The organism is Microbacterium sp. (assembly GCF_035277845.1).
In the GTDB taxonomy this organism is placed as follows: Bacteria; Actinomycetota; Actinomycetes; order Actinomycetales; family Microbacteriaceae; genus Microbacterium.
On record NZ_DATEJS010000087.1, the window covers coordinates 1 to 19,065 of the forward strand.

Sequence of the window (19,065 nt, forward strand, 5' to 3'; positions counted from 1 at the left end):
CGCCCTGCAACACGCTCAACACGATGCGGATCTTCTTCTCCGCCGGGATCACCGGGGGACGACTCATGATTCTCAGACCTTCCAGTAGGGGCGTTGCCTCAGCAACTAACAACCCCTGCCACTAAGTCTGACGCGCGACAAGCTCATGGCGACGAGCCGTGTGCCGCGGGAGTCGAAGATCGTGATCTCATCATCGGCGTGGATGAGGGTGATCCGTTGCCCTTCCCATGCCTTCCCGAGCAGGAACTTGCGACCGAGGTAGCCGAACGCGCCGCCTCGATACGCGACGCGATGCTGAATGCTCTCCGTCGGTGTATCGACGACGCGACGTGTGGGTGAGGTCCGTGCCGGGGGGATCGGGTCGCCTGGGGGCGCGATCTTCGGCAGCACGTCGTAGAGTTCTGCGGGGGTCGTGCGGGGTGGGAGTGCTTGGTGCGAACGGTGATGGTTGTACCAGTCCCGATACTCATCAAGCACCGGCCGGAGCTCGTCCATGGTGGCGGGGTTGCGGGCGTCGATGAAGGTCAGCAGCGTCTGATGCGCCCGCTCGACTTTGCCCTGCGACTTTGGGTGCGCGGGCTTGCCGGTGATCATCTTCACGCCGAGATCGCCGAGGAACGTCTGCAGCGCGGTCGTCTTCCCGAGTCGTGCCATGTTGAACGCGGTCCCGTTATCGGTGTGCACGAGCACCGGCCGCCCGTACTCATCGATCGCCCGCCGGAACGCTTCCACGACCACCGCCGCGGTCTCAGCCGGCCCAGGGTGCAGGGCGATGTTCAGTCGCGTGCAGTCATCAATGATCTCGATCACAACGACGACCTCACCAGTCGACAACGTGACTTCCAGCCCGTCAGACTGCCACCGCTGATTCGGGAACTCCGAACGAATCCGTCGATGCGAACCCTTCGGCCGTTTCTTCTTGTTCCGCTCCACGAGGTGCTCACGATCCAGGATCCGTGCGATCGTCGACCGCGACGGCAACGGTGTGAACCCCGCCCGGTCCAGCACGTCCAGGATCGACAACGGCCCGTAATCCTTGCCCTGCTCCCTCAACTCGTGACGCTTCGCGACCACCGCCGCGGTGACTGCTTCCGGCGCCGAGGTCGGGCTCCGATACGGGCGCGTGCTGCCCTTCACCAGCGCCGCGTCGCCCTCCTCCAACGCCCTCTTCCGCACGGCATGGAACCAGGACCTAGACACGCCATGCCGTCGGCAGAACGCATCGATCGCGCCCCGCCCGGCATCCTCGGGCCACTCCACCACCAGCTCACGAACACGATCAGGGATACGACTCACCCGCAGAACTGTCCACGATGTCCTGAGACATCAGAACTGTCCACTATCTCCTGAGACAGGAATGTCCACTATGTCCTGAGACAGCACACCTGACGCTGCCAGGGGTTTCGGCCGCACCGGGGTGTTTCGGTGGGTAGGGGGCCTGCGCGATGTCGGTGGCCGGGGCTAGGGTCGCGGGCATGGATGTCATGGCGTACCTTCTCGACACCGACCCGGCCATCCGCTGGCAGGTCAAGCAGGACCTGCTCGACGCCCCGCCCGAGGAGGTGGCGGCGGAACGTGCGCGCGTCGCCGCGGAAGGATGGGGCGCCCGGCTGCTGGCCGAGCAGTCCGACGACGGATTGTGGGACGGCGGCGTCTACCGGCCGGGCTGGGCGGACGAGTCCCGCCCCATGTACGACGCGTGGACGGCGACGCACTTCAGCCTGCAGCAGCTCGCGGACTTCGGCGCCGATCCGGCCGACCCGCGCGTGCAGGAGGCGGTCGCCCGGGTGCGCGGGAACGTGAACTGGGACCACGCCGGCGAGCCGTACTTCGACGGCGAGGCCGAGCCGTGCATCAACGGCGTGGTGCTGGCGCTGGCCGCATACTTCGGCGAGCCGGGGGATGCCGTCGTCCGGACGATCCTGTCGTCGCAGCTGCCCGACGGCGGATGGAACTGCTGGGCGGAGTACGGCGCAGAGGTGTCGTCGGTGCACGGCACCATCTGCGTGCTGGAAGGGCTGCTCGCGTGGGAGCAGACGACCGGCGGGACGGATGCCTCCCGCGCCGCGCGTCTCGCCGCCGAGGAGTACCTGCTCGAGCGGAGCCTCTTCCGGCGACGCAGCACGGGACACGTCATGGACCCGCGCTTCACGATGACGTCGTACCCGGTGCGCTGGTTCTACGACGTGCTCCGCGGTCTCGAGTACATGCGTCGCGCCCGGCCCGCCGGAGAGCCGCGCTGCGACGAAGCCGTGGAGCTGCTGCGGGGAAAGCGCGACGCCGACGGACTCTGGCCCCTGGAGAACACCCACGAGGGCCCGACGCCGTTCGGGATGGACGGCGAGATGGAGGGATTCCCGAGCCGATGGGTCACGCTGCGCGCCCTGCGCGTGCTGCGATGGGCGGACGGCGTCTGACCGGGATGCGGCCGGGAACGCAGGATGCCCCGGCCGTGCGGCCGGGGCATCCTGCCCGTCGACGGGCTCAGGAGGGAGGCGTCAGGCGCGAGCCGCCTCTGACACGGCGCGGGCGGCGGCGAGAGCCTGCTGGAGGTCCGCCTTGAGGTCGTCGATGTTCTCGATGCCGACCGACAGGCGCACGAGGCCCGGCGTGACGCCGGCGGTGAGCTGCTGCTCGGGGCTGAGCTGCGAGTGCGTCGTCGAGGCGGGGTGGATGACGAGCGAGCGCACGTCGCCGATGTTGGCGAGGTGGCTGAACAGCTTCAGGCTGTCGACGAACGCACGCCCGGCGGGGACGCCGCCCTTGAGCTCGAACGACAGCACGGCGCCGACGCCCTTGGGCGCGTAGTTGTTCGCGGCGGCGTACCACGGCGACGAGGGCAGGCCGGAGTAGTTCACCGAGGCGACGTCCTCGTGGTTGTCCAGCCACTCGGCGATCTCCTGCGCGTTCTGCACGTGGCGCTCCACGCGCAGCGACAGCGTCTCGACGCCCTGGAGCAGCAGCCAGGCGCTGATCGGCGCGATCGCGGCACCGAGGTCGCGCAGCAGCTGCACGCGCGCCTTGATGATGTAGGCGAGGCCGTCGCCGACCGCCTGCGTGTAGACGGCACCGTGGTACGACGGGTCCGGCGTGGTGAGGCCGGGGAACTTGTCGCTGTGCTCCGACCACGTGAACGTGCCGCCGTCGACGATGGCGCCGCCGATGGTGGTGCCATGGCCGCCGAGGAACTTCGTCGCCGAGTGCACGACGATGTCGGCGCCGTGCGCGAACGGGCGGATCAGGTACGGGGTCGCGATCGTGTTGTCCACGATGAGCGGCACGCCGGCCTCGTGGGCGACGTCCGCGACGCCGCGGATGTCGAGCACGTTGATCTTGGGGTTGCCGATCGTCTCGGCGAAGAACAGCTTGGTGTTCGGGCGGACCGCACGACGCCACTCCTCGACGTCGTCCTGGTTCTCGACGAAGGTGGTGTCGATGCCGAGCTTCTTGAGCGTGTACTTGAAGAGGTTGTACGTGCCGCCGTAGATCGAGCTCGACGCGACGATGTGGTCGCCGGCCTCGGCGATGTTGAGCACCGCGAACGTCTCGGCCGCCTGGCCGGACGCCACCAGCAGCGCGCCGGTGCCGCCCTCGAGCGCCGCGATGCGCTGCTCGACGACATCCTGCGTCGGGTTCTGGATGCGGGTGTAGATGTTGCCGAACTCGCTCAGCGCGAAGAGGTTCGCCGCGTGGTCCGAGCTGTTGAACACGTACGACGTGGTCTGGTAGATCGGCGTGGCCCGGGAGTTGGTCACCGGGTCGGGCTGGGCGCCCGCGTGGATCTGGGTGGTCTCAAAGCGCCAGTCGTTCGAGGACACTACGGGCTCCTTATCATCGTCGGATTTGTCTTGCACCGACATTACGGATGCGCGCCGGGCCGCGCGATCGTGCGGAAATGTGGCGTAATCCGGGCCTCTAGGCTGGAGGCATGACACGGCGCGCAGTGGTGACGGGGGCCAGTTCGGGAATCGGCGAGGCGACGGTGAAGGCGCTGCGCGACACCGGCTGGGAGGTCATCGCGGTCGCCCGCCGCGCCGACCGGCTCGAGGCCGTCGGGGCGGCCACCGGTGCGGTGCCGTTCGCGGCGGATCTCACCCGCCAGACCGACGTCGACGCTCTGCTCGAGTTCGCACGGGAATCCGGCGGGGTCGACGCCCTCGTGCAGGTGGCGGGCGGGGCGCGGGGCAGCGACAGGGTCGAAGACGGCGACCCCGACGACTGGACGTGGATGTTCGAGGCGAACGTCCTCGCGACCCAGCGGCTCGTGGCATCCTTCCTGCCGGAGCTGCGGAACGCCGCACGCTCGGCCGGGCACGCGAGCCTGCTGTTCGTCACGTCGACGGCCGCGCAGCGGGCGTACCCCGGCGGCGCCGGCTACAACGCGGCCAAGGCCGGTGAGGCGATGATCGTCGACGCGCTGCGGCTGGAGCTGAACGGGGAGCCTCTCCGCGTCATCGAGGTGGCGCCCGGACTCGTGCACACCGAGGAGTTCGCGCTGAACCGGCTGCACGGCGACCAGGAGGCGGCGGACCGTATCTACGCGGACGTCGAGGCGCCGCTCGAGGCATCCGACGTCGCGGACGTCATCGCGTACGCGCTGAACGCACCCGGCCACGTCAACCTCGATCTCGTGACGATCCGGCCGGTCGCGCAGGCCGCCGCGCACCTGCTCGCGCGCGGCCCGCTGCGCGTGCGGGACTGACGGACCGCTCGATACGCTATTCGGATGAGCGTGCATCTGGTCGGCGGGGGCTGGCAGGACGAACCCGACGGCGTGGCGTACGCGGCCTTCGTCGCCGAGGCCACCGCCCGGGCAGAGGCATCCGGCCGGGAGGTGCCGCGCATCGCCGTGGTCGCCGTCCGGGATGAGGATGCCGCCGAGCACGCGGACCGCCTCGTCGCCGCGATGCGCGTCGCCGGCCGCCTGGATCCGGTCGTGACGGCGGTCGCCGAGGCGGGCGCCGTGCCTGCCGACGCGTTCGCCGACGTCGACGCGATCGTCATCGGGGGCGGCACCACCCCCGCCTACCGGGACGTGCTCGAACCGCACTTCGACGTCATCCGCGACCTCGTCGGCGCGGGCGTCCCGTACCTCGGCTTCTCCGCCGGATCGGCGATCGCCGCCACCGCCGCGCTCGTCGGCGGGTGGCGCATCGGCAGCGTCGAGGTCGCCTGCGAAGACATCAACGAGGGCCTCGACGAGGTGACGGTGCGAGACGGCATCGGCCTCATCGACGTGTCGGTCGACGTGCACGTCGCGCAGTGGGGCTCGCTGTCGCGCATGGTCGCGGCGGCCGAAGCAGGATTGATCGACGCCGGCGTCGGCATCGACGAGAACACGGTGCTCATCGCCGGCAGCGGGCCGCTGCGGGTGGCGGGCTCCGGAAGCGTCTGGCGGGTGACGACGTCCGAACGCGGCGTCGCCGTCAGCACCATCAGCAGCACCATCAGCGGAGGGAACGCATGACCGACGAGCGCGAGAATCTGACCTGGGACGGATTCGGGGAGGCGACGCGGTCCATCGCGCGCGACATCATCGATTCCGGCTTCGCCCCCGAGGTGGTCGTGGCCATCGCGCGCGGCGGGCTGCTGCCGGCCGGTGCCATCGCCTACGCCCTGGGCGTCAAGAACTGCGGTGCGATCAACGTCGAGTTCTACACCGGCATCGGCACCGTGCTGGACGCCCCCGAGGTGCTGCCTCCGGCGCTGGACATGTCGTATCTCGACGGCCGCCGCGTGCTGCTCGTCGACGACGTCGCCGACAGCGGCAGGACCCTCGAGCTCTCGGTGCGGCTGCTCAAGGAGCAGGGCGCCGACGTCCGCTCGGTGACGATCTACACCAAGCCGACCACCATCATCCAGCCGGACTACTCGTTCAAGGCCACCTCGCTGTGGATCAACTTCCCGTGGTCGTTCAAGGGCACGGTGGTCGAGGAGGACCAGGGCCTTCCGGCGTCGGCCTGATGGCGCTCTCTCTGCCGGAACTCGCCGGCGCCGGACTCATCGACGCCGGGTGGGCTCACGAGCTCGCCCCGGTCGGCGGCGACATCGCCGCGCTCGGCGACCGGCTGCGCGACGTCGTGGCGCACGGCGGCCACTACCTCCCCGCCGGCGACCGGGTGCTGCGCGCCTTCGCGCAGCCCCGGGACGACGTGCGGGTGCTGATCGTCGGCCAGGACCCGTACCCGACGCCGGGACATCCGATCGGCTTGTCGTTCGCCGTCGACAAGCATGTGCGGCCGGTGCCGCGCAGCCTGCAGAACATCTACCGCGAACTGAACGACGACCTGGGCATCTCTCCGGCGCCGCACGGGGACCTGTCCGCCTGGGCCGAGCAGGGCGTCATGCTGCTGAACCGGGTGCTGACCGTGGCGCCCGGGCAGCCGGCATCCCACCGCGGGTGGGGGTGGGAGAAGGTCACGGAGCACGCGATCCGGTCGCTCGCCGCCCGCGGGGGCCCGCTCGTCGCGATCCTGTGGGGGAGGGATGCCGCGAATCTGCGGCCGCTGCTCGGGGACGTGCCGATCATCGAGTCGCCGCATCCGTCCCCGCTGTCGGCCAGCCGCGGCTTCTTCGGGTCCCGCCCGTTCTCCCGCGCGAACGACCTGCTCGTGCAGCAAGGCGCCCCGCCCGTGGACTGGCGGCTGCCCGCGTAACAGCGCAGAAACCTCCACGCGCTACCGTGGACTCGTGCTTCCCGAGGAATACGAGAAGCGGCGTGAGCTGCCGCGGCATTTGAAGCCGACCCCCGAGCCGGAGCGGCCGTTCGAGTACGTGATCCGCGAGGCCCGCGAGGCAGACGTCCCCGACATCCGCGAGATCTACAACTACTACGTCACCAACTCGGTCGTCACCTTCGACGAGTCGGAGTGGTCTCTCGCACAGTGGCGGGACAAGTTCGCCTATTTGCAGAAGCAGCGGATGCCGTTCCTGGTCGCACAGGCTCCCACCGGGCAGATCCTCGGCTACGCGCTCGTGCAGCCGTGGTCGGGCAAATCCGCGTACCGGTACACCGTGGAGAACTCGATCTACCTCGGCCAGGCCGCCACCGGCAAGGGACTCGGCCGCGTGCTGCTGGAAGCGCTGCTGGCCGCGTGCGAAGAAGCGGGGATCCGCGAGATCCTGGCCGTGATCAGCGACAAGGGCGCGGAGGGTTCGATCGCCCTGCACGAGCGGTACGGGTTCACCGAGGTGGGGCGCCTCGGCCGCGTCGGGTTCAAGTTCGGCCGGTGGCTCGGCGTCGTCAACATGCAGAAGAGCCTCAAGCGCGGGCGCCGCGGCCAGCGCTGATCCGGCCCGGCGGGTCCCCGGTTCAGGATGCCGCGGGCGGCAGCCCGGCGGAGCGCACGGCGTCCACGAGCGCCTGCCACGGCCCGGTGACGGCGTCGTCCGGCAGGTCCACCGCGCGGTCGTCGGCGTGGTCCCACTGCACGCTGATGCGCCACATGAACCGGTCCGCGCCGGTGACCGGCGGCGGGGCCTCGCCCCAGGGGCAGTCGTCGATGAGCTCGATCCAGCGCGCGGCGGCATCCGCATCGGCTTCCGCCTCCCACCGCCGCCGCAGCCCGGCGATGCCGCCGGACCGCACCACCGTGACGACCACCCTGCCCGGGTCAGGCATCGCTGAGCACCCCCACCTGTCGCCACGCCGAGGCCACCGCCGCGGTCTCGGCCGCGTCCGCACCGAACTCCGTGCTCGCCGTCGCGATCGTCGCGCGTGCGAATGCGGCGAAGTCCGATGAGGACTCGAGGCTACCGCCGGTCAGCGTCTTGTACCAGACCAGCCCCGCCCTCTGCCAGGCGTACCCGCCGATGGCGGCCGCCGCCAGATAGAACGCGTGGTTGGGGATACCCGAGTTGATGTGCACGCCGCCGTTGTCGTCGCCCGTGTGCACGTAGCCCGCCATGGTCGCGGGCTGCGGATCGGTGCCGAGCGCGGGATCGTCATAGGCCGTTCCGGGCGCCTTCATCGACCGCAGGGCCACGCCGTGCACCTTCGCGGTGAACAGCCCCTCGCCGATCAGCCAGGATGCCTGATCGGCCGTCTGATTGCGGGACCACTGCTCGGTGAGCGCGCCGAAGACGTCGGAGACCGATTCGTTCAGGGCCCCGGACTGCCCGGAGTAGTCCAGACCGGCGGAGTTCTCGGTGACGCCATGGGTCAGCTCGTGCGCGATGACGGTGAGGTTGCCGGTGAAGTCGGTGAACACCTCGCCGTCGCCGTCGCCGAAGACCATGCGCTGTCCGTTCCAGAACGCGTTGTCGTACCCCTGGCCGTAATGCACGGTGGCATCCAGCGCCAGTCCGCGCCCGTCGATCGAGCGGCGCCGGTACGCCTCCCAGTAGAAGTTGAACGTCGCGCCCAGGCCGTCGTACGCCTGGTTCACCGCGGTGTCGGCGACCGGCTGGTCGTCTTCGCGACGCACGGTGCGGCCGGGCAGGTTCCGGGTTCCGCCGGCATCCGCGATCGTGCGGTCGGGGGCGGGTTCGGAGACCGCGACCAGCGTGTCGCCGTTCTCGACCGAGAGCTCCAGCTGCGTCCGCGCGGCCCGGGCGTGCTGCGGACGTCCGATCGCGAGCGTCTGCCGGGCGGCGGGGGCGGCGTGCGGCAGGTCGGCGGCGGCGATGCTCTCGAGCAGGTACGGAGGGACGATCTGGTTGGTCATACGGGCACCCTATGAGCTGCCTCCGACGTTCCGGCGCGGTTCATGCCGGCGGGAGCATGATCTCCAGGCGCCCGCCGCCGAGCGGGGAGGAGCTCAGTCGCACCGCTCCGCCGTGGCGGCGCATGCGCTCCGCCAGCCGGGCGAGGCCCTTCCACTGCGGGGCGGCGGGCGGCCCCGAGCCGTCGTCGTCGATCGTCAGGCGGATGACGCCCGCCCGCTCGCTGCTCGTCGCGTGGGCGCGGATGCGGATCTCGGTGGCGGCGCCGTGCAGGAGTGCGTTGGCGACTGCTTCCTCCGCCGCGTGCAGCAGGGCGATGCGCCGCCGCAGCGACTCCGGATCGGCGCCGTCGGCGGCGCCGTCCGCTTCGGGTGACACATCCGCGGTCGACGCGATGCCGGCCGGGATCCGCGACACGAGCAGGTCGAGGGCGCGGCCGAGCCCGACCTCCACGCCCGGCGGGTCGACGAGCCGCCGGAATTCGCGCAGGTCGGCAGGACGACCCTCCAGCGAGTCGTTCAACGCGTCGGCGACCTCATGCCGGACCCGGATGCTCTGCGCACCGAGCTCCGCGAGAGCGACGGACGCCGTCATCCGGCGCGCGGCGAATTCGCGCTCGTGGGTGCGCAGCCGCACCCGGGTGCGCACGAGGATGAGCGCGAGCCCGATCGACAGCGCGATGGCGCCGGCCACCGAGCCGATCTCGACGATGCTGGTCGCGGGCGCCGGACGCACGTAGATGCCGAGCAGCAGCTGCACCCCGTGGCGGGCGAAGCCCGCGACGAGTGAGATGCCCGCGACCCACGCCGCACGCGAGGGCGGCCGTCGCCGGCTCAGCTGCGCGACCCAGCACACCACGAGCACCGCGGCGACCGTGGCGAGATTGGTGTAGAGCCGGGCGGGCAGCAGGGGCGCCTGCACCGCGAGCTGCACGGCCGTCAGCCGCTCCGGGCGGAACACGAAGATCGTCTGCAGCGTCGAGCCCAGGCTGAACGTGACCAGCAGCACACCGGTCGTCCACAGCAGAACGCGCTGATCGTCGCGGCGATCTCGTTCGGTCTCGCGGGGAGGATGTCGCGGGGAGCTCATGGTCGTCTGCACTCTACCGGCCGGGTGCGCGACCCGTGGGCGACGGACTCAGATCGTCGGGATGGATGCCAGCAGGCGCCGGGTGTAGGCGACCTGCGGCTGCTGCAGCACCTTCTCGGTCGGGCCCTCTTCGGCGACCCGTCCGTTCTGCATCACGACCACCTCGTCGCACAGGTTCTGCACCACGCCGAGGTCGTGCGAGACCATGACGATCGTCAGCCCGTCCCGGGCGCGCAGGGCCTGCAGCTCGCCGAGGATCTGGGCGCGCACCGTGACGTCGAGGGCGGACAGCGGCTCGTCGCCGACCAGCAGCTCGGGCCGGTGCACCAGGGCCCGGGCCAGGGCGATCCGCTGCCGCTGGCCGCCGGAGAACTCGTTGGGGTACCGGGTGGCGGCATCCGCCTCGAGGCCGACGTCGGCGAGCACGTCGACGACCCGCTCGCGCCGGTGGGCGCTGCCGGGGGAGCCGTCACCGGCGAGCCCGAGCGCCCAGAGCGGCTCCGCGACGATCTGCTCCACCCGCTGGCGGGGATCCAGCGACGCGTACGGGTCCTGGAAGACGATCCCGGTGCGCCGGCGCAGCCAGTGCAGCTCACGTGCCGGCGCGCGCCCGTCGACCGGCTTCCCGTCGAACGCGACGGTTCCGGTGGTGGCGGCATCCAGCCCCAGCAGGATCCGCACGAGTGTGGACTTGCCCGACCCGGACTCGCCGATGATGCCGACCGCGGACCCGGCGCGCACGTCGATGTCGACGTCCTCCAGGGCGGTGGTGAGCGTCCGCGGCTGCCACACCCACGTGCGCGGCGCCGAGTAGGTGCGACCGAGTCCGCGGCCGCTCAGCAGCACGGTCACGACCGGCCCCCCGTCGGACGCCACAGCGTCGCGGTGGCATCCCGCAGCAGCGCCCGGGTCACCGGATGCGCGGGGGCGGACAGCAGCTGCGGCACGGCTCCGCGCTCCACGACCCGGCCCTCGGCGAGCACGACGGCATCGGTGGCGATCTGGGCGAGCACCGCGAGGTCGTGCGTGATGAACACGAGCGACATCCCGTCCTCGGCGACGAGTCCGCGCAGCAGCTCGAGGATCTCCGCCTGGATGGTGACGTCGAGGGCCGTGGTCGGTTCGTCGGCGATGAGCAGGCGCGGCCGGGATGCCAGCGCCATCGCGATCGCGACGCGCTGCCGCTGGCCGCCGGAGAGCTGATGCGGATAGCGGCGCACGATCCGCTCCGGGTCGGGCAGGCGCACCCGCCGCGCCTCGGCGACGGCGCGGAGTGCGGCATCCCGCCGCGACGCCCGCTCGTGGATGCGCACGCCCTCGCCGATCTGCCGGCCGACGGTGCGGATCGGGTTGAGCGCGGTGCGCGGGTCCTGGAAGACGATCCCGACGTCGTCGCCGCGCACGCGTGCGAGCTCGCGGTCGTCCAGCCCGATCAGCTCGCGATCGTGCCAGCGGATCGAGCCGGATGCCGCGGCGCCGTCCGGCAGCAGTCCGAGGATCGCGAGCGCGGTGAGGGACTTGCCGGACCCGGACTCGCCGATGAGCCCCACCCGGCCGCCGTCGGGCACCGCGAACGACACGCCGTCGACCACCCGGCGATCGCCGATGTCGATGCAGAGGTCCTGCACCACGAGGCTCACGAGACGACCTCCGGCTGGTGCATGCGCGCCCGGCGGGCGCTCCCGCCCCGCGGCGCGAGGGTGGGGTCGGTGGCCTCGCGAAGGGCGTCGCCGAGCAGGTTCAGGCCCAGCACGGCGAACAGGATCGCGAGCCCCGGCCACAGCACCGAGAGCGGATGCACGGCCAGGTACTGCTGCAGCTGCTGCAGCAGCTGACCCCAGCTGGGCTGCGTGACCGGCGCGCCGAGGCCGAGGAACGACAGACCCGCCTCGGCGAGGATGGCGACCGCCATGCCCCACGACAGCTGCACGATGAACACCGGCATCACGTTCGGGATGAGGTGGCGGCGCAGGTTCTGGCCGGACGTCAGACCGGAGGCACGGCCGGCGAGCACGAAGTCGGCGTGCAGCACGCGGCGCAGCTCCGGCCGCGCCACCCGCGCGATGCTCACGCCGAATCCGATCCCGACCGACCACACCACGACCCACAGGGATCCGCCCCAGATCGCGGCGAGCATCATCGCGATGATGAGCACCGGGAAGGCGATCAGGATGTCGACGAACACGGCGACCGATTCGCGCAGCCAGCGGGCGGTCAGCGCGCCGAGCACGGCGAGCGCCATGCCGATGACGGTGGCGATGAGCCCCGCGCCCACCGCGACGAGCACGGTGGTGCGGGCGCCCGCCATGAGCATCGACAGGATGTCGTGGCCGAGGGCGTCGGTGCCGAGCAGGTGCGGCCAGGACGGGGACGTCCAGGCCGCGGCGATGTCGGTCTGCAGCGGCGGGAACGGGGTCCACACCAGCGAGACGGCCGCCGAGAGCACCACCACGGCCACGACGATGAGGCCGAACCGCCCGGTGCCGAGACCCCACAGCCGGCCGAGCGCTCCCGATCGACGCCGCGTGCTCATCCGGCCTCCCGCAGTCGCGGATCGAGGATGCGGTGCACCAGGTCGACCACGAACCCGATGAGCAGCACGATGCCGGTCAGCACCAGCAGCTCGCCCTGCACCTTCGGGAGGTCGCGCGCGGTCACGTCGCTGACCAGCATCCGTCCGATCCCGGGCAGGGAGAACAGCTGCTCGACGACCACGGCGCCCACGATGATGCCGGCCACCTGCAGGCCGAGCACGGTGATCACCGACAGGCCGACGTTCGGCAGGCCGTGCCGCAGCAGCGCCTGCGTGCGGGTGAGCCCCTTCGCCGCCGCGGTGCGGACGTAGTCCTCACCCACCGCCTGCAGGGTGGCGCTGCGCACGAAGCGCATGAGCATCGCGCCCTCGACCACGCCGATCGTCACCGCCGGCAGCACCAGCGACGAGAACGCGGCGCCCGGGTCGTCCCACCCGCCGCGGGGGAACCCCTGCGCCGGCAGCCAGCCGAGCCACACCGCGAACACCACGACCAGCATCATGCCCGCCCACACCACCGGGACGGCGGCGACGGTCTGGGCTCCGGCGCTGAGCACCGTGCCGGAGGAGTGCCCGCGGCGAAGCGCCGAGACGACCCCGAACGGCAGCGCGACCAGCAGGGCGACGAGCATCGACAGGATGCCGAGCGGCACGGTCACCTGGGCCTTCTGGGCGAGCTCGTCGAGCACCGGGGTGCCGGTGATGAGCGAGCGCCCGAAGTCGCCGTGCAGGATGCCGCCCACCCAGTCGAGGTACTGCACGACCAGCGGCCGGTGCAGCCCCAGCTGCTGCTCGAGGGCCGCGACCTGGGCGGGGGAGCCGTTCGTGCCGACGATCATCTGCGCGACGTTGCCGGGCAGCACGCGCAGGGACACGAAGATCAGCACGCTGGCCACGACCAGCCCCACCACCAGCAGGGCCAGCCGGGTCAGCGCGTAGCGGATCACCCCTTGCTCTTGGCCAGGTTCGCCAGGTTGATGCGGGCGTTCACGTTGTCGACCGGCATCCCGCTCACGCCCGGCGCGATCGCGACCGGAGGCGTCCAGTTGTAGAGCCAGTCGGCGGCCATGTCCTCGGACACGATGCGGGCCGCCTGCTGGAGCAGCCCGCTCGCGGCCTGCTCGCTCGTGGACTGGATGGCCTGCGTGTACAGCGACTGCACCTTCGGGTTGTCGTACGTGTAGTAGTAGTCGGGGTTCGCCCAGGTGTCGAAGTCGCGTGCCTCGACGTGGTCGACGATGCTCAGGTCGTAATCCCTGTTCGTGTACACCTGGGTGAGCCAGGTGGGGAAGTCGACCTGGTCGACCTTGAGGGTGACGCCGACGGCGTTGAAGTCCGACACCAGGATCTGCGGGATGGTCGTGCCGTACACCGACGGGATGGTGAGCGTCAGCGTGATGTCGCTGGCCCCGGCCGCTCGCAGCAGCTGCTTCGCCTTGGCCGGATCGTACGGCGCCATGCTCGAGAGGTCCTCGTAGCCCGGGTCGAGCTCGGGGATCGGCCCGTACAGCGGCTTGCCGGCGCCGCCGATCGCCTTGATGATCGCGCTGTGGTCGATCGCGACCCGCAGAGCCTCGCGCACCCGCTTGTCGGAGAGGTACTTGTTGTGGCTGTTCATCGCCAGCACGAACTTGTCCGTGGCCTTGCCGTTGGTGACGGCGAAGCCCGCCTTCTTCAGCTGGTCGTTCAGCGTGGCGTCGTAGCCGGTGACGACGTCGAGCTCACCCGACTGGGCGGCGCTGATCGCGGCCTGGTTCTCGGGGATGATGTCGAATGTGACGTCCTTCACCTTCGCCTTGGCGCCCCAGTAGCCGGTGTACCGGTCGAGGGTGATGGTCGCGCCCTGGTTCCACGAGCCGAGCGTGAACGGGCCGGTGCCGTTCTCCTTCGTCTTGTAGTCGACGGTGTCGCCCTGCTTGAGGATCGTGCCCGCGCGGCCGGTCAGGCTGAACAGCAGATTCGTGTCGGGGTGGGCGAGTTTCAGCGTCAGGGTCTGGCCGGATGCCGAGATCGACGTCACCGACGCCAGATCGGCCGCCGAGGCCCAGGACTGGTTCTTCTGATGCTGCTGCAGCGACCACACGACATCCGCCGGGGTCAGCTTCTGCCCGTCGTGGAAGGTGACCCCGGAGCGCAGATCGAACGTGTACGTGAGGCCGTCCGGTGACACCGTCCACTTCGTCGCCAGCCCCGCCACGATCTTCTGGTCCGGGGTCAGGGACACGAGGCCCTGGTAGACGTTGTCGAGCAGGATCTGGTCGAGCGGTGCGCCCGCGGTCTGCCGGATGTCGAGGTTGCTCGGTCCCAAGGCGAGCCGGATCACCACGCCCGCGTTCGGGTCGGGGGTGCCCCCGGAGCCGGGAGCGGTGGACCCCGTGCACGCGGTCAGCGTCAGAGCAGTGGCTGCCAGGAGGGCTGCGGCCGCGACGGAGAGGCGACGACGGGAGGCGGGTCGGCGGGACATTCGTGGGATCCTTTCGCGGGCTCGCGACGCGGCGCGCACCGAGGCTGCGCGCGGCGATGCGTGTCGATCACCCAGCCTAGAGCCCTGGGGAACCGCTGGGAGCGTCCGCGATCGTGCGCAGGCGCTCGCCGAGCGAGACCGGCAGCTGCTCCTGCACGTTGTGGGTGCTCGGGACGGTCACGACGGATGCCGCGGGCAGACGGCGCGCGAAATCGGCGGCATCCTGCTCGGTGACGAAGCCCCGGTCGCCGCGGATCAGCAGCACGGGCGCGGCGACGGCGGTGAGGTCGTCCCAGCCCGACGCGGCGAGCACATCGCGCACGGCATCCTGCTCGGCGATCGCCGACGCGGCCGCCTCCGGGTCGGCGGCGAGGCGGTTGGCGACGCGGGCGAAGTGGTGCTTCCACTCCACGCGGCCGTCGTCGCGCACGCGGGAGTTCAGGAAGACGCCGCGGGCGGCGGCCTCGCGGCTGCCGCCGAGCCCGAAGCTCAGCGCGCGCTCGACGAGTTCGTCGCGGCTCGCCCAGTCGGTGGGGCCGGCGAAGAACGCGGCGATCGACTGCGCGTCGCCGGACGGGTCGATGCCGGGCGTGATGTCGACGATCACGAGATCGCGTACGAGGTCGGGGCGGGATGCCGCCACCTTCGCGGCGGTCAGGCCGCCGAGCGAGTGGCCGACGAGCACCTGCGGCCGGTCGGTCCAGGTCTCGAGGGCCGCCACGACGTCGGGCGCGAGGGTGGGGGCGAGGTAGGCGGCATCCTCCCGCCAGGACGAGTCGCCGTGCCCGGCCAGGTCGATCGCGAGCGCCGGCACGTCGGCGGCGAGCAGCGTGGTGTCCCAGGTGTGCGCATTCAGCCCCGCGCCGTGCAGCAGCGTGATCACCGGTGGCCCGTCGCCGAACCGCAGCGCGCTGAGCGTGCGTCCATCCGGCAGGATGAGGCTCACGCGCTCGGCGCGGGGGAGCGGCGTGCGGATGCCGGCATCCTCGGCCATCGCGGGCAGGAACGAGAACTCGTCGACGTCGTCGGTCACCCGTCTATTCTGGCGCGGGATTCAGAGGTAGTTGCCGTCGCGCAGGCCCGCCTCGATCTCGAAGCGATTGCGCAACGCGTCGCGACCGGCGAGCCCGTTGAGCACCGGGAACAGCATGCCGTAGCGGCGCCACTGCGCGACGTGTACGGACTCGTGCCGGAGCACGGCCGCGCTGACCGGCTCGTCCCCGGTGAGATAGCAGCGGCCGACGCACTGCCCGCCGCGGCGGAAGGTGCGGCGCGGCATGCCGCGGAACACCCACAGCTCCCCGCGGCGTTCCACGCGCCCGGTGCTCCAGACACCGCCCCACAGCATCCCGACCAGGGTCGCGAAGTGCATGCCGGCGCGGCTGATCGCGGAGTCGAGCAGGATGCCCGGGATCAGCCGATCCGGATTCACGCGACGAGCCTGTTCTGCGCGTTCACGCGACGGAGCCGATGAGCCGCAGGATGGCGCCCATGTCGTCGACGGCGGAGGCGGCGGTGGCCGGGGCGAACCCGGCGATCGACGCGCCGGCCAGGGGCATCCGCTCACGCAGGCGCTTGATCGCGGCCGACAGCTCCGCGGTCCGGGCCCCGAACGGCGCCGCCATGTTCACGCCGCCGATCTCGGCCGGGTCCAGCACGTCGAGGTCGATGTGCACGTAGACGGCCTGGGCCCCCGTGGCGGCGACGGCGTCGGCGAGGGCGTCCACCGAGGCCAGGTCTTCGGCGAAGACGCACCGGATCGCGGATGTCTCGAGGAACGCCTCCTCGGCGTCGTCGAGGTCGCGCGCCCCGACGAGCACCACCCGGGCGGCGTCGATCGCGCCGTCGCGCAGCGTCTGCTCGCCCTCGCCGAGCACCGCGCGCAGTGCCATGCCGCCGTAGGCGCCGGACGGCGACGTCTCGGGCACGTGCAGGTCGCCGTGCGCGTCGCACCACACCACGGCCAGCGACGGATGCTTCGCGTGGGCGTGCTCGATCGCGGGCACGGCCACGCCGCAGTCCCCGCCCACCACGACGGCGGGCTCGGTGCTCGCGGTCAGCGCTTCGGCGATGAGGGTGCGGATGCGCTGCAACGCGCTCGCGCGCAGCACCCCGGTCTCGAGGGTCTCGCCCGCCTCGAGCGGCACCTCCACCAGGGTGGATGCCGCGCGCGGCAGATCCCCGGCGATGGTGTTCGCCCCGTCGATGAGCAGCATCCCGCGGGCGGACGGCGAGCCCTGCCACTGCGGGACGATCACGAACCGCGTCACGGTGCGGCCTCAGTTGTCCGGGGTGTACGGCGCGGACGGTGCGTCGATCGCGGCCTGGCCGGTGCCGGGCTTGATCGCGGGCGCGTTGCCGGCCTTGAGGGCGGCGAGCCGCGTCTCGACCTCGCTGAGTTCGCCGATGTCGTCGAGGGCGTTGAACTGGGCGTCGAGGCTGGATGCCGCGAGCTCCTGCTTGCCTGCGGCGAGGGCCTCCTGCCGGCGGATCTTGTCTTCGAAGCGCCCGAGCTCGCTGGTCGGATCGAGCACGTCGACCGACTTCACGGCGTCGGCGACCTTGTTCTGCGCCTCGGCCACCTTCTGCCGCGCGACGAGCTCGGCGGCCTTCGACTTCAGCTCGCCGAGCTTCGTCTTCATGCCGTTGAGGCCGTCTTTGAGCTGCTCGACGACCTGGCTCTGCGACGCGATCTGCGGCTCGGCGGTCTTGGCTTCGTTCTCGAACTGGATCTGGCGCTGCAGGGCGATCTTGGCCAGGTTGTCGAACTTGTCGGCCTCGGGCGTGTTGCCCGCCCCGCGCAGCTGGTCGGCGCGACGGCTCGCGACGAGGGCCTTGTTGCCCCAGTCGCCGGCGGCGGTGACGTCTTCGGCGTGATCGCGCTCCATGAGGCGCAGGTTGCCGATGGTCTCGGCGATGGCGGCCTCGGCCTCGGCGATGTTGTTCGTGTAGTCGCGGATCAGCTGATCGAGCATCTTCTGCGGGTCTTCCGCACTGTCCAGCATCGCGTTCACGTTGGCCTTGACCAGCGCCGAGACGCGCCCGAAAATCGACTGTTTCGCCATGCCACCGAGTCTAGGTCGGCGCTCGGACATCGCGCGAGGGTGTCGCTGTGCGTTCGCGGCGGGCGGAGTGGTTAGCCTCGGACGTCGGAGAGGTGGCATGGACGACAGGTACGGCACGGACGTGCTCGCGGCGGGATGGCGCGAGCAGCACCGCAAGCAGGTGGCGCAGGTCGAGGCATCCCGCGACCTGGTCGTCGAGGTGGCGGAGGACGGGTACTGCGGCGCGGTCGTCGGCCTCTCCCAGGGCCTCGTGGAACTCGAGGACCGCTTCGGCAAGAAGCGCCTCTTCCCCCTCGGACCGGGCTTTCTCGTGGACGGGCAGCCGGCCGTGCTCATCCCGCCGGCCGCGAAGGCGGCGGCGGGCCCGAAGCGGACGGCATCCGGCTCGTTCGCCGCACCCGACTCCCGTGCCCGTGTCGCCCGGCCGAGCCGCATCCTCGTCGAGGGCCGCCACGACGCCGAACTCGTCGAGAAGGTGTGGGGCGCGGACCTGCGTGCCGAGGGTGTCGTGGTCGAGTATCTGCAGGGCGTCGATCTGCTGGATGCCACGCTGCGCGACGACCCGCCGAGCGCGAAGCGCCGCTACGGCGTGCTCGTCGACCACCTCGTGCCGGGGTCGAAGGAGGCCCGCATCGCCCAGGCCGTGGAGCGTGGACCGCACGGCGCGCACGTGCGCATCGTCGGGCATCCGTTCGTGGACGTGTGGCAGTGCGTGAAGCCGGAGGTGCTCGGCATCACGGCGTGGCCGCAGGTGCCGCGCTCGATCGAGTGGAAGGTGGGCATCTGCCGCGCCTTCGGCTGGCCCGCGGAGGACCAGGCCGACATCGCTCGCGCCTGGCAGCGGATCCTGGGCCGCGTGCGCACCTACCGCGACCTGGAGCCGTCCCTGCTCGGCCGCGTCGAGGAGCTCATCGACTTCGTCACCGCCCCCTAGCGTCCCCTCGCGGTCGTTGAGCGAGCGGAGCGAGCCGAAACGCAGTGTGTTGGCGGGGGTTGTTGCGTTTCGTCTCGTCGCTGCGCTCCTCGCTCAACGTCCGGTGAGCCGGGGAGCGCCTGAGCGCTTGCCCCGGCAGGCTGTCTCCCCCCGCGGTCGTTGAGCGAGCGCAGCGAGCCGAAACGCGTCGTGCTGCGGGGGCTGTTGCGTTTCGTCTCGTCGCTGCGCTCCTCGCTCAACGACCGGGAAAGGGGAGCGAGCCGAAACGCGTCGTGCCGGGGGGGTGCTGCGTTTCGTCTCGTCGCGGCGCTCCTCG

At 71.2% G+C, this 19,065-nt stretch carries 21 protein-coding genes; 7 read left to right on the top strand and 14 right to left on the bottom strand.

What is annotated here, in order from left to right; translation table 11 throughout:
- Window positions 1-105 precede the first annotated feature (105 nt).
- The gene (locus VJR25_RS03690) at window positions 106-1,296 is read right to left on the bottom strand and encodes a DDE-type integrase/transposase/recombinase (protein ID WP_324112638.1); all 1,191 of its coding nucleotides are present in this window, start codon (window positions 1,294-1,296) and stop codon (window positions 106-108) included.
- A gap of 179 nt (window positions 1,297-1,475) precedes the next feature.
- Here VJR25_RS03690 and VJR25_RS03695 point away from each other — a divergent pair, with 179 nt between their 5' ends.
- Complete coding sequence (locus VJR25_RS03695; RefSeq protein WP_324112640.1) at window positions 1,476-2,417, top strand: hypothetical protein; 942 nt, start codon at window positions 1,476-1,478, stop codon at window positions 2,415-2,417.
- Between the two features lie 81 nt (window positions 2,418-2,498).
- Here the strand turns inward: VJR25_RS03695 and VJR25_RS03700 are convergent, their stop codons facing one another.
- Entirely contained in the window at window positions 2,499-3,860 is a 1,362-nt protein-coding gene (locus tag VJR25_RS03700) for a bifunctional o-acetylhomoserine/o-acetylserine sulfhydrylase (RefSeq protein WP_324112641.1), read from the bottom strand.
- A gap of 68 nt (window positions 3,861-3,928) precedes the next feature.
- Here VJR25_RS03700 and VJR25_RS03705 point away from each other — a divergent pair, with 68 nt between their 5' ends.
- From VJR25_RS03705 to VJR25_RS03725, 5 genes are read left to right on the top strand one after another with little or no spacing between them, the layout of a single operon-like run.
- Entirely contained in the window at window positions 3,929-4,702 is a 774-nt protein-coding gene (locus VJR25_RS03705; protein WP_324112643.1) for an SDR family oxidoreductase, read from the top strand.
- A 24-nt stretch (window positions 4,703-4,726) separates the two neighbouring features.
- A complete protein-coding gene (locus VJR25_RS03710) occupies window positions 4,727-5,467 on the top strand; it encodes a peptidase S51 (RefSeq protein WP_324112645.1) in 741 nt (246 codons plus the stop codon).
- Window positions 5,464-5,964, top strand: a complete 501-nt coding sequence (locus VJR25_RS03715; protein WP_324112647.1) for a phosphoribosyltransferase — start codon at window positions 5,464-5,466, stop codon at window positions 5,962-5,964. Before VJR25_RS03710 ends, VJR25_RS03715 begins: the two co-directional genes overlap by 4 nt.
- Window positions 5,964-6,656, top strand: coding sequence for a uracil-DNA glycosylase (locus tag VJR25_RS03720; protein ID WP_324112649.1), 693 nt, complete (start codon window positions 5,964-5,966; stop codon window positions 6,654-6,656). The genes VJR25_RS03715 and VJR25_RS03720 overlap by 1 nt, the downstream gene beginning before the upstream one ends.
- A gap of 34 nt (window positions 6,657-6,690) precedes the next feature.
- The gene (locus VJR25_RS03725) at window positions 6,691-7,290 is read left to right on the top strand and encodes a GNAT family N-acetyltransferase (RefSeq protein WP_324112651.1); all 600 of its coding nucleotides are present in this window, start codon (window positions 6,691-6,693) and stop codon (window positions 7,288-7,290) included.
- Between the two features lie 22 nt (window positions 7,291-7,312).
- Here VJR25_RS03725 and VJR25_RS03730 read toward each other — a convergent pair whose 3' ends face one another.
- The 12 genes from VJR25_RS03730 to VJR25_RS03785 form a co-directional block, all read right to left on the bottom strand.
- Window positions 7,313-7,621 carry a protealysin inhibitor emfourin gene (locus tag VJR25_RS03730; RefSeq protein WP_324112653.1) on the bottom strand — a complete coding sequence of 103 codons (309 nt, stop codon included), beginning with the start codon at window positions 7,619-7,621 and terminating at the stop codon, window positions 7,313-7,315.
- The gene (locus tag VJR25_RS03735; protein WP_324112655.1) at window positions 7,614-8,666 is read right to left on the bottom strand and encodes a M4 family metallopeptidase; all 1,053 of its coding nucleotides are present in this window, start codon (window positions 8,664-8,666) and stop codon (window positions 7,614-7,616) included. Before VJR25_RS03735 ends, VJR25_RS03730 begins: the two co-directional genes overlap by 8 nt.
- A gap of 40 nt (window positions 8,667-8,706) precedes the next feature.
- A complete protein-coding gene (locus VJR25_RS03740; RefSeq protein ID WP_324112657.1) occupies window positions 8,707-9,753 on the bottom strand; it encodes a sensor histidine kinase in 1,047 nt (348 codons plus the stop codon).
- A 48-nt stretch (window positions 9,754-9,801) separates the two neighbouring features.
- Complete coding sequence (locus tag VJR25_RS03745; RefSeq protein WP_324112659.1) at window positions 9,802-10,605, bottom strand: ABC transporter ATP-binding protein; 804 nt, start codon at window positions 10,603-10,605, stop codon at window positions 9,802-9,804.
- Window positions 10,602-11,393, bottom strand: a complete 792-nt coding sequence (locus VJR25_RS03750) for an ABC transporter ATP-binding protein (protein WP_324112660.1) — start codon at window positions 11,391-11,393, stop codon at window positions 10,602-10,604. The genes VJR25_RS03745 and VJR25_RS03750 overlap by 4 nt, the downstream gene beginning before the upstream one ends.
- Window positions 11,390-12,286, bottom strand: a complete 897-nt coding sequence (locus VJR25_RS03755; protein ID WP_324112662.1) for an ABC transporter permease — start codon at window positions 12,284-12,286, stop codon at window positions 11,390-11,392. Before VJR25_RS03755 ends, VJR25_RS03750 begins: the two co-directional genes overlap by 4 nt.
- Window positions 12,283-13,233 (bottom strand): ABC transporter permease, encoded by a 951-nt coding sequence (locus VJR25_RS03760; RefSeq protein ID WP_324112664.1) that lies wholly within the window; start codon window positions 13,231-13,233, stop codon window positions 12,283-12,285. The genes VJR25_RS03755 and VJR25_RS03760 overlap by 4 nt, the downstream gene beginning before the upstream one ends.
- Complete coding sequence (locus VJR25_RS03765) at window positions 13,230-14,750, bottom strand: ABC transporter substrate-binding protein (protein ID WP_324112667.1); 1,521 nt, start codon at window positions 14,748-14,750, stop codon at window positions 13,230-13,232. The genes VJR25_RS03760 and VJR25_RS03765 overlap by 4 nt, the downstream gene beginning before the upstream one ends.
- 76 nt (window positions 14,751-14,826) lie before the next feature.
- The gene (locus VJR25_RS03770; protein WP_324112675.1) at window positions 14,827-15,744 is read right to left on the bottom strand and encodes an alpha/beta hydrolase; all 918 of its coding nucleotides are present in this window, start codon (window positions 15,742-15,744) and stop codon (window positions 14,827-14,829) included.
- A gap of 60 nt (window positions 15,745-15,804) precedes the next feature.
- The gene (locus tag VJR25_RS03775; RefSeq protein ID WP_414683726.1) at window positions 15,805-16,182 is read right to left on the bottom strand and encodes a Fe-S oxidoreductase; all 378 of its coding nucleotides are present in this window, start codon (window positions 16,180-16,182) and stop codon (window positions 15,805-15,807) included.
- 22 nt (window positions 16,183-16,204) lie between these two features.
- Window positions 16,205-17,020: an arginase family protein gene (locus tag VJR25_RS03780; protein ID WP_324112669.1), complete on the bottom strand. Its 816-nt coding sequence runs from the start codon at window positions 17,018-17,020 to the stop codon at window positions 16,205-16,207.
- A 9-nt stretch (window positions 17,021-17,029) separates the two neighbouring features.
- Window positions 17,030-17,815, bottom strand: a complete 786-nt coding sequence (locus VJR25_RS03785; protein WP_324112671.1) for a PspA/IM30 family protein — start codon at window positions 17,813-17,815, stop codon at window positions 17,030-17,032.
- A 97-nt stretch (window positions 17,816-17,912) separates the two neighbouring features.
- On the opposite strand from VJR25_RS03785, the gene VJR25_RS03790 reads away from it, so the two are divergent.
- A complete protein-coding gene (locus VJR25_RS03790) occupies window positions 17,913-18,749 on the top strand; it encodes a DUF3097 domain-containing protein (protein WP_324112673.1) in 837 nt (278 codons plus the stop codon).
- Window positions 18,750-19,065: the final 316 nt, after the last annotated feature.

Bases quoted from the DNA above. Each gene is read 5' to 3' on its own strand.
- VJR25_RS03695 (WP_324112640.1), top strand. From the start codon at position 1,476: ATGGATGTCATGGCGTACCTTCTCGACACCGACCCGGCCATCCGCTGG.
- VJR25_RS03700 (WP_324112641.1), bottom strand. From the start codon at position 3,860: ATGTCGGTGCAAGACAAATCCGACGATGATAAGGAGCCCGTAGTGTCC.
- VJR25_RS03705 (WP_324112643.1), top strand. From the start codon at position 3,929: ATGACACGGCGCGCAGTGGTGACGGGGGCCAGTTCGGGAATCGGCGAG.
- VJR25_RS03710 (WP_324112645.1), top strand. From the start codon at position 4,727: ATGAGCGTGCATCTGGTCGGCGGGGGCTGGCAGGACGAACCCGACGGC.
- VJR25_RS03715 (WP_324112647.1), top strand. From the start codon at position 5,464: ATGACCGACGAGCGCGAGAATCTGACCTGGGACGGATTCGGGGAGGCG.
- VJR25_RS03720 (WP_324112649.1), top strand. From the start codon at position 5,964: ATGGCGCTCTCTCTGCCGGAACTCGCCGGCGCCGGACTCATCGACGCC.
- VJR25_RS03730 (WP_324112653.1), bottom strand. From the start codon at position 7,621: ATGCCTGACCCGGGCAGGGTGGTCGTCACGGTGGTGCGGTCCGGCGGC.
- VJR25_RS03735 (WP_324112655.1), bottom strand. From the start codon at position 8,666: ATGACCAACCAGATCGTCCCTCCGTACCTGCTCGAGAGCATCGCCGCC.
- VJR25_RS03740 (WP_324112657.1), bottom strand. From the start codon at position 9,753: ATGAGCTCCCCGCGACATCCTCCCCGCGAGACCGAACGAGATCGCCGC.
- VJR25_RS03755 (WP_324112662.1), bottom strand. From the start codon at position 12,286: ATGAGCACGCGGCGTCGATCGGGAGCGCTCGGCCGGCTGTGGGGTCTC.
- VJR25_RS03765 (WP_324112667.1), bottom strand. From the start codon at position 14,750: ATGTCCCGCCGACCCGCCTCCCGTCGTCGCCTCTCCGTCGCGGCCGCA.
- VJR25_RS03770 (WP_324112675.1), bottom strand. From the start codon at position 15,744: ATGGCCGAGGATGCCGGCATCCGCACGCCGCTCCCCCGCGCCGAGCGC.
- VJR25_RS03785 (WP_324112671.1), bottom strand. From the start codon at position 17,815: ATGGCGAAACAGTCGATTTTCGGGCGCGTCTCGGCGCTGGTCAAGGCC.
- VJR25_RS03790 (WP_324112673.1), top strand. From the start codon at position 17,913: ATGGACGACAGGTACGGCACGGACGTGCTCGCGGCGGGATGGCGCGAG.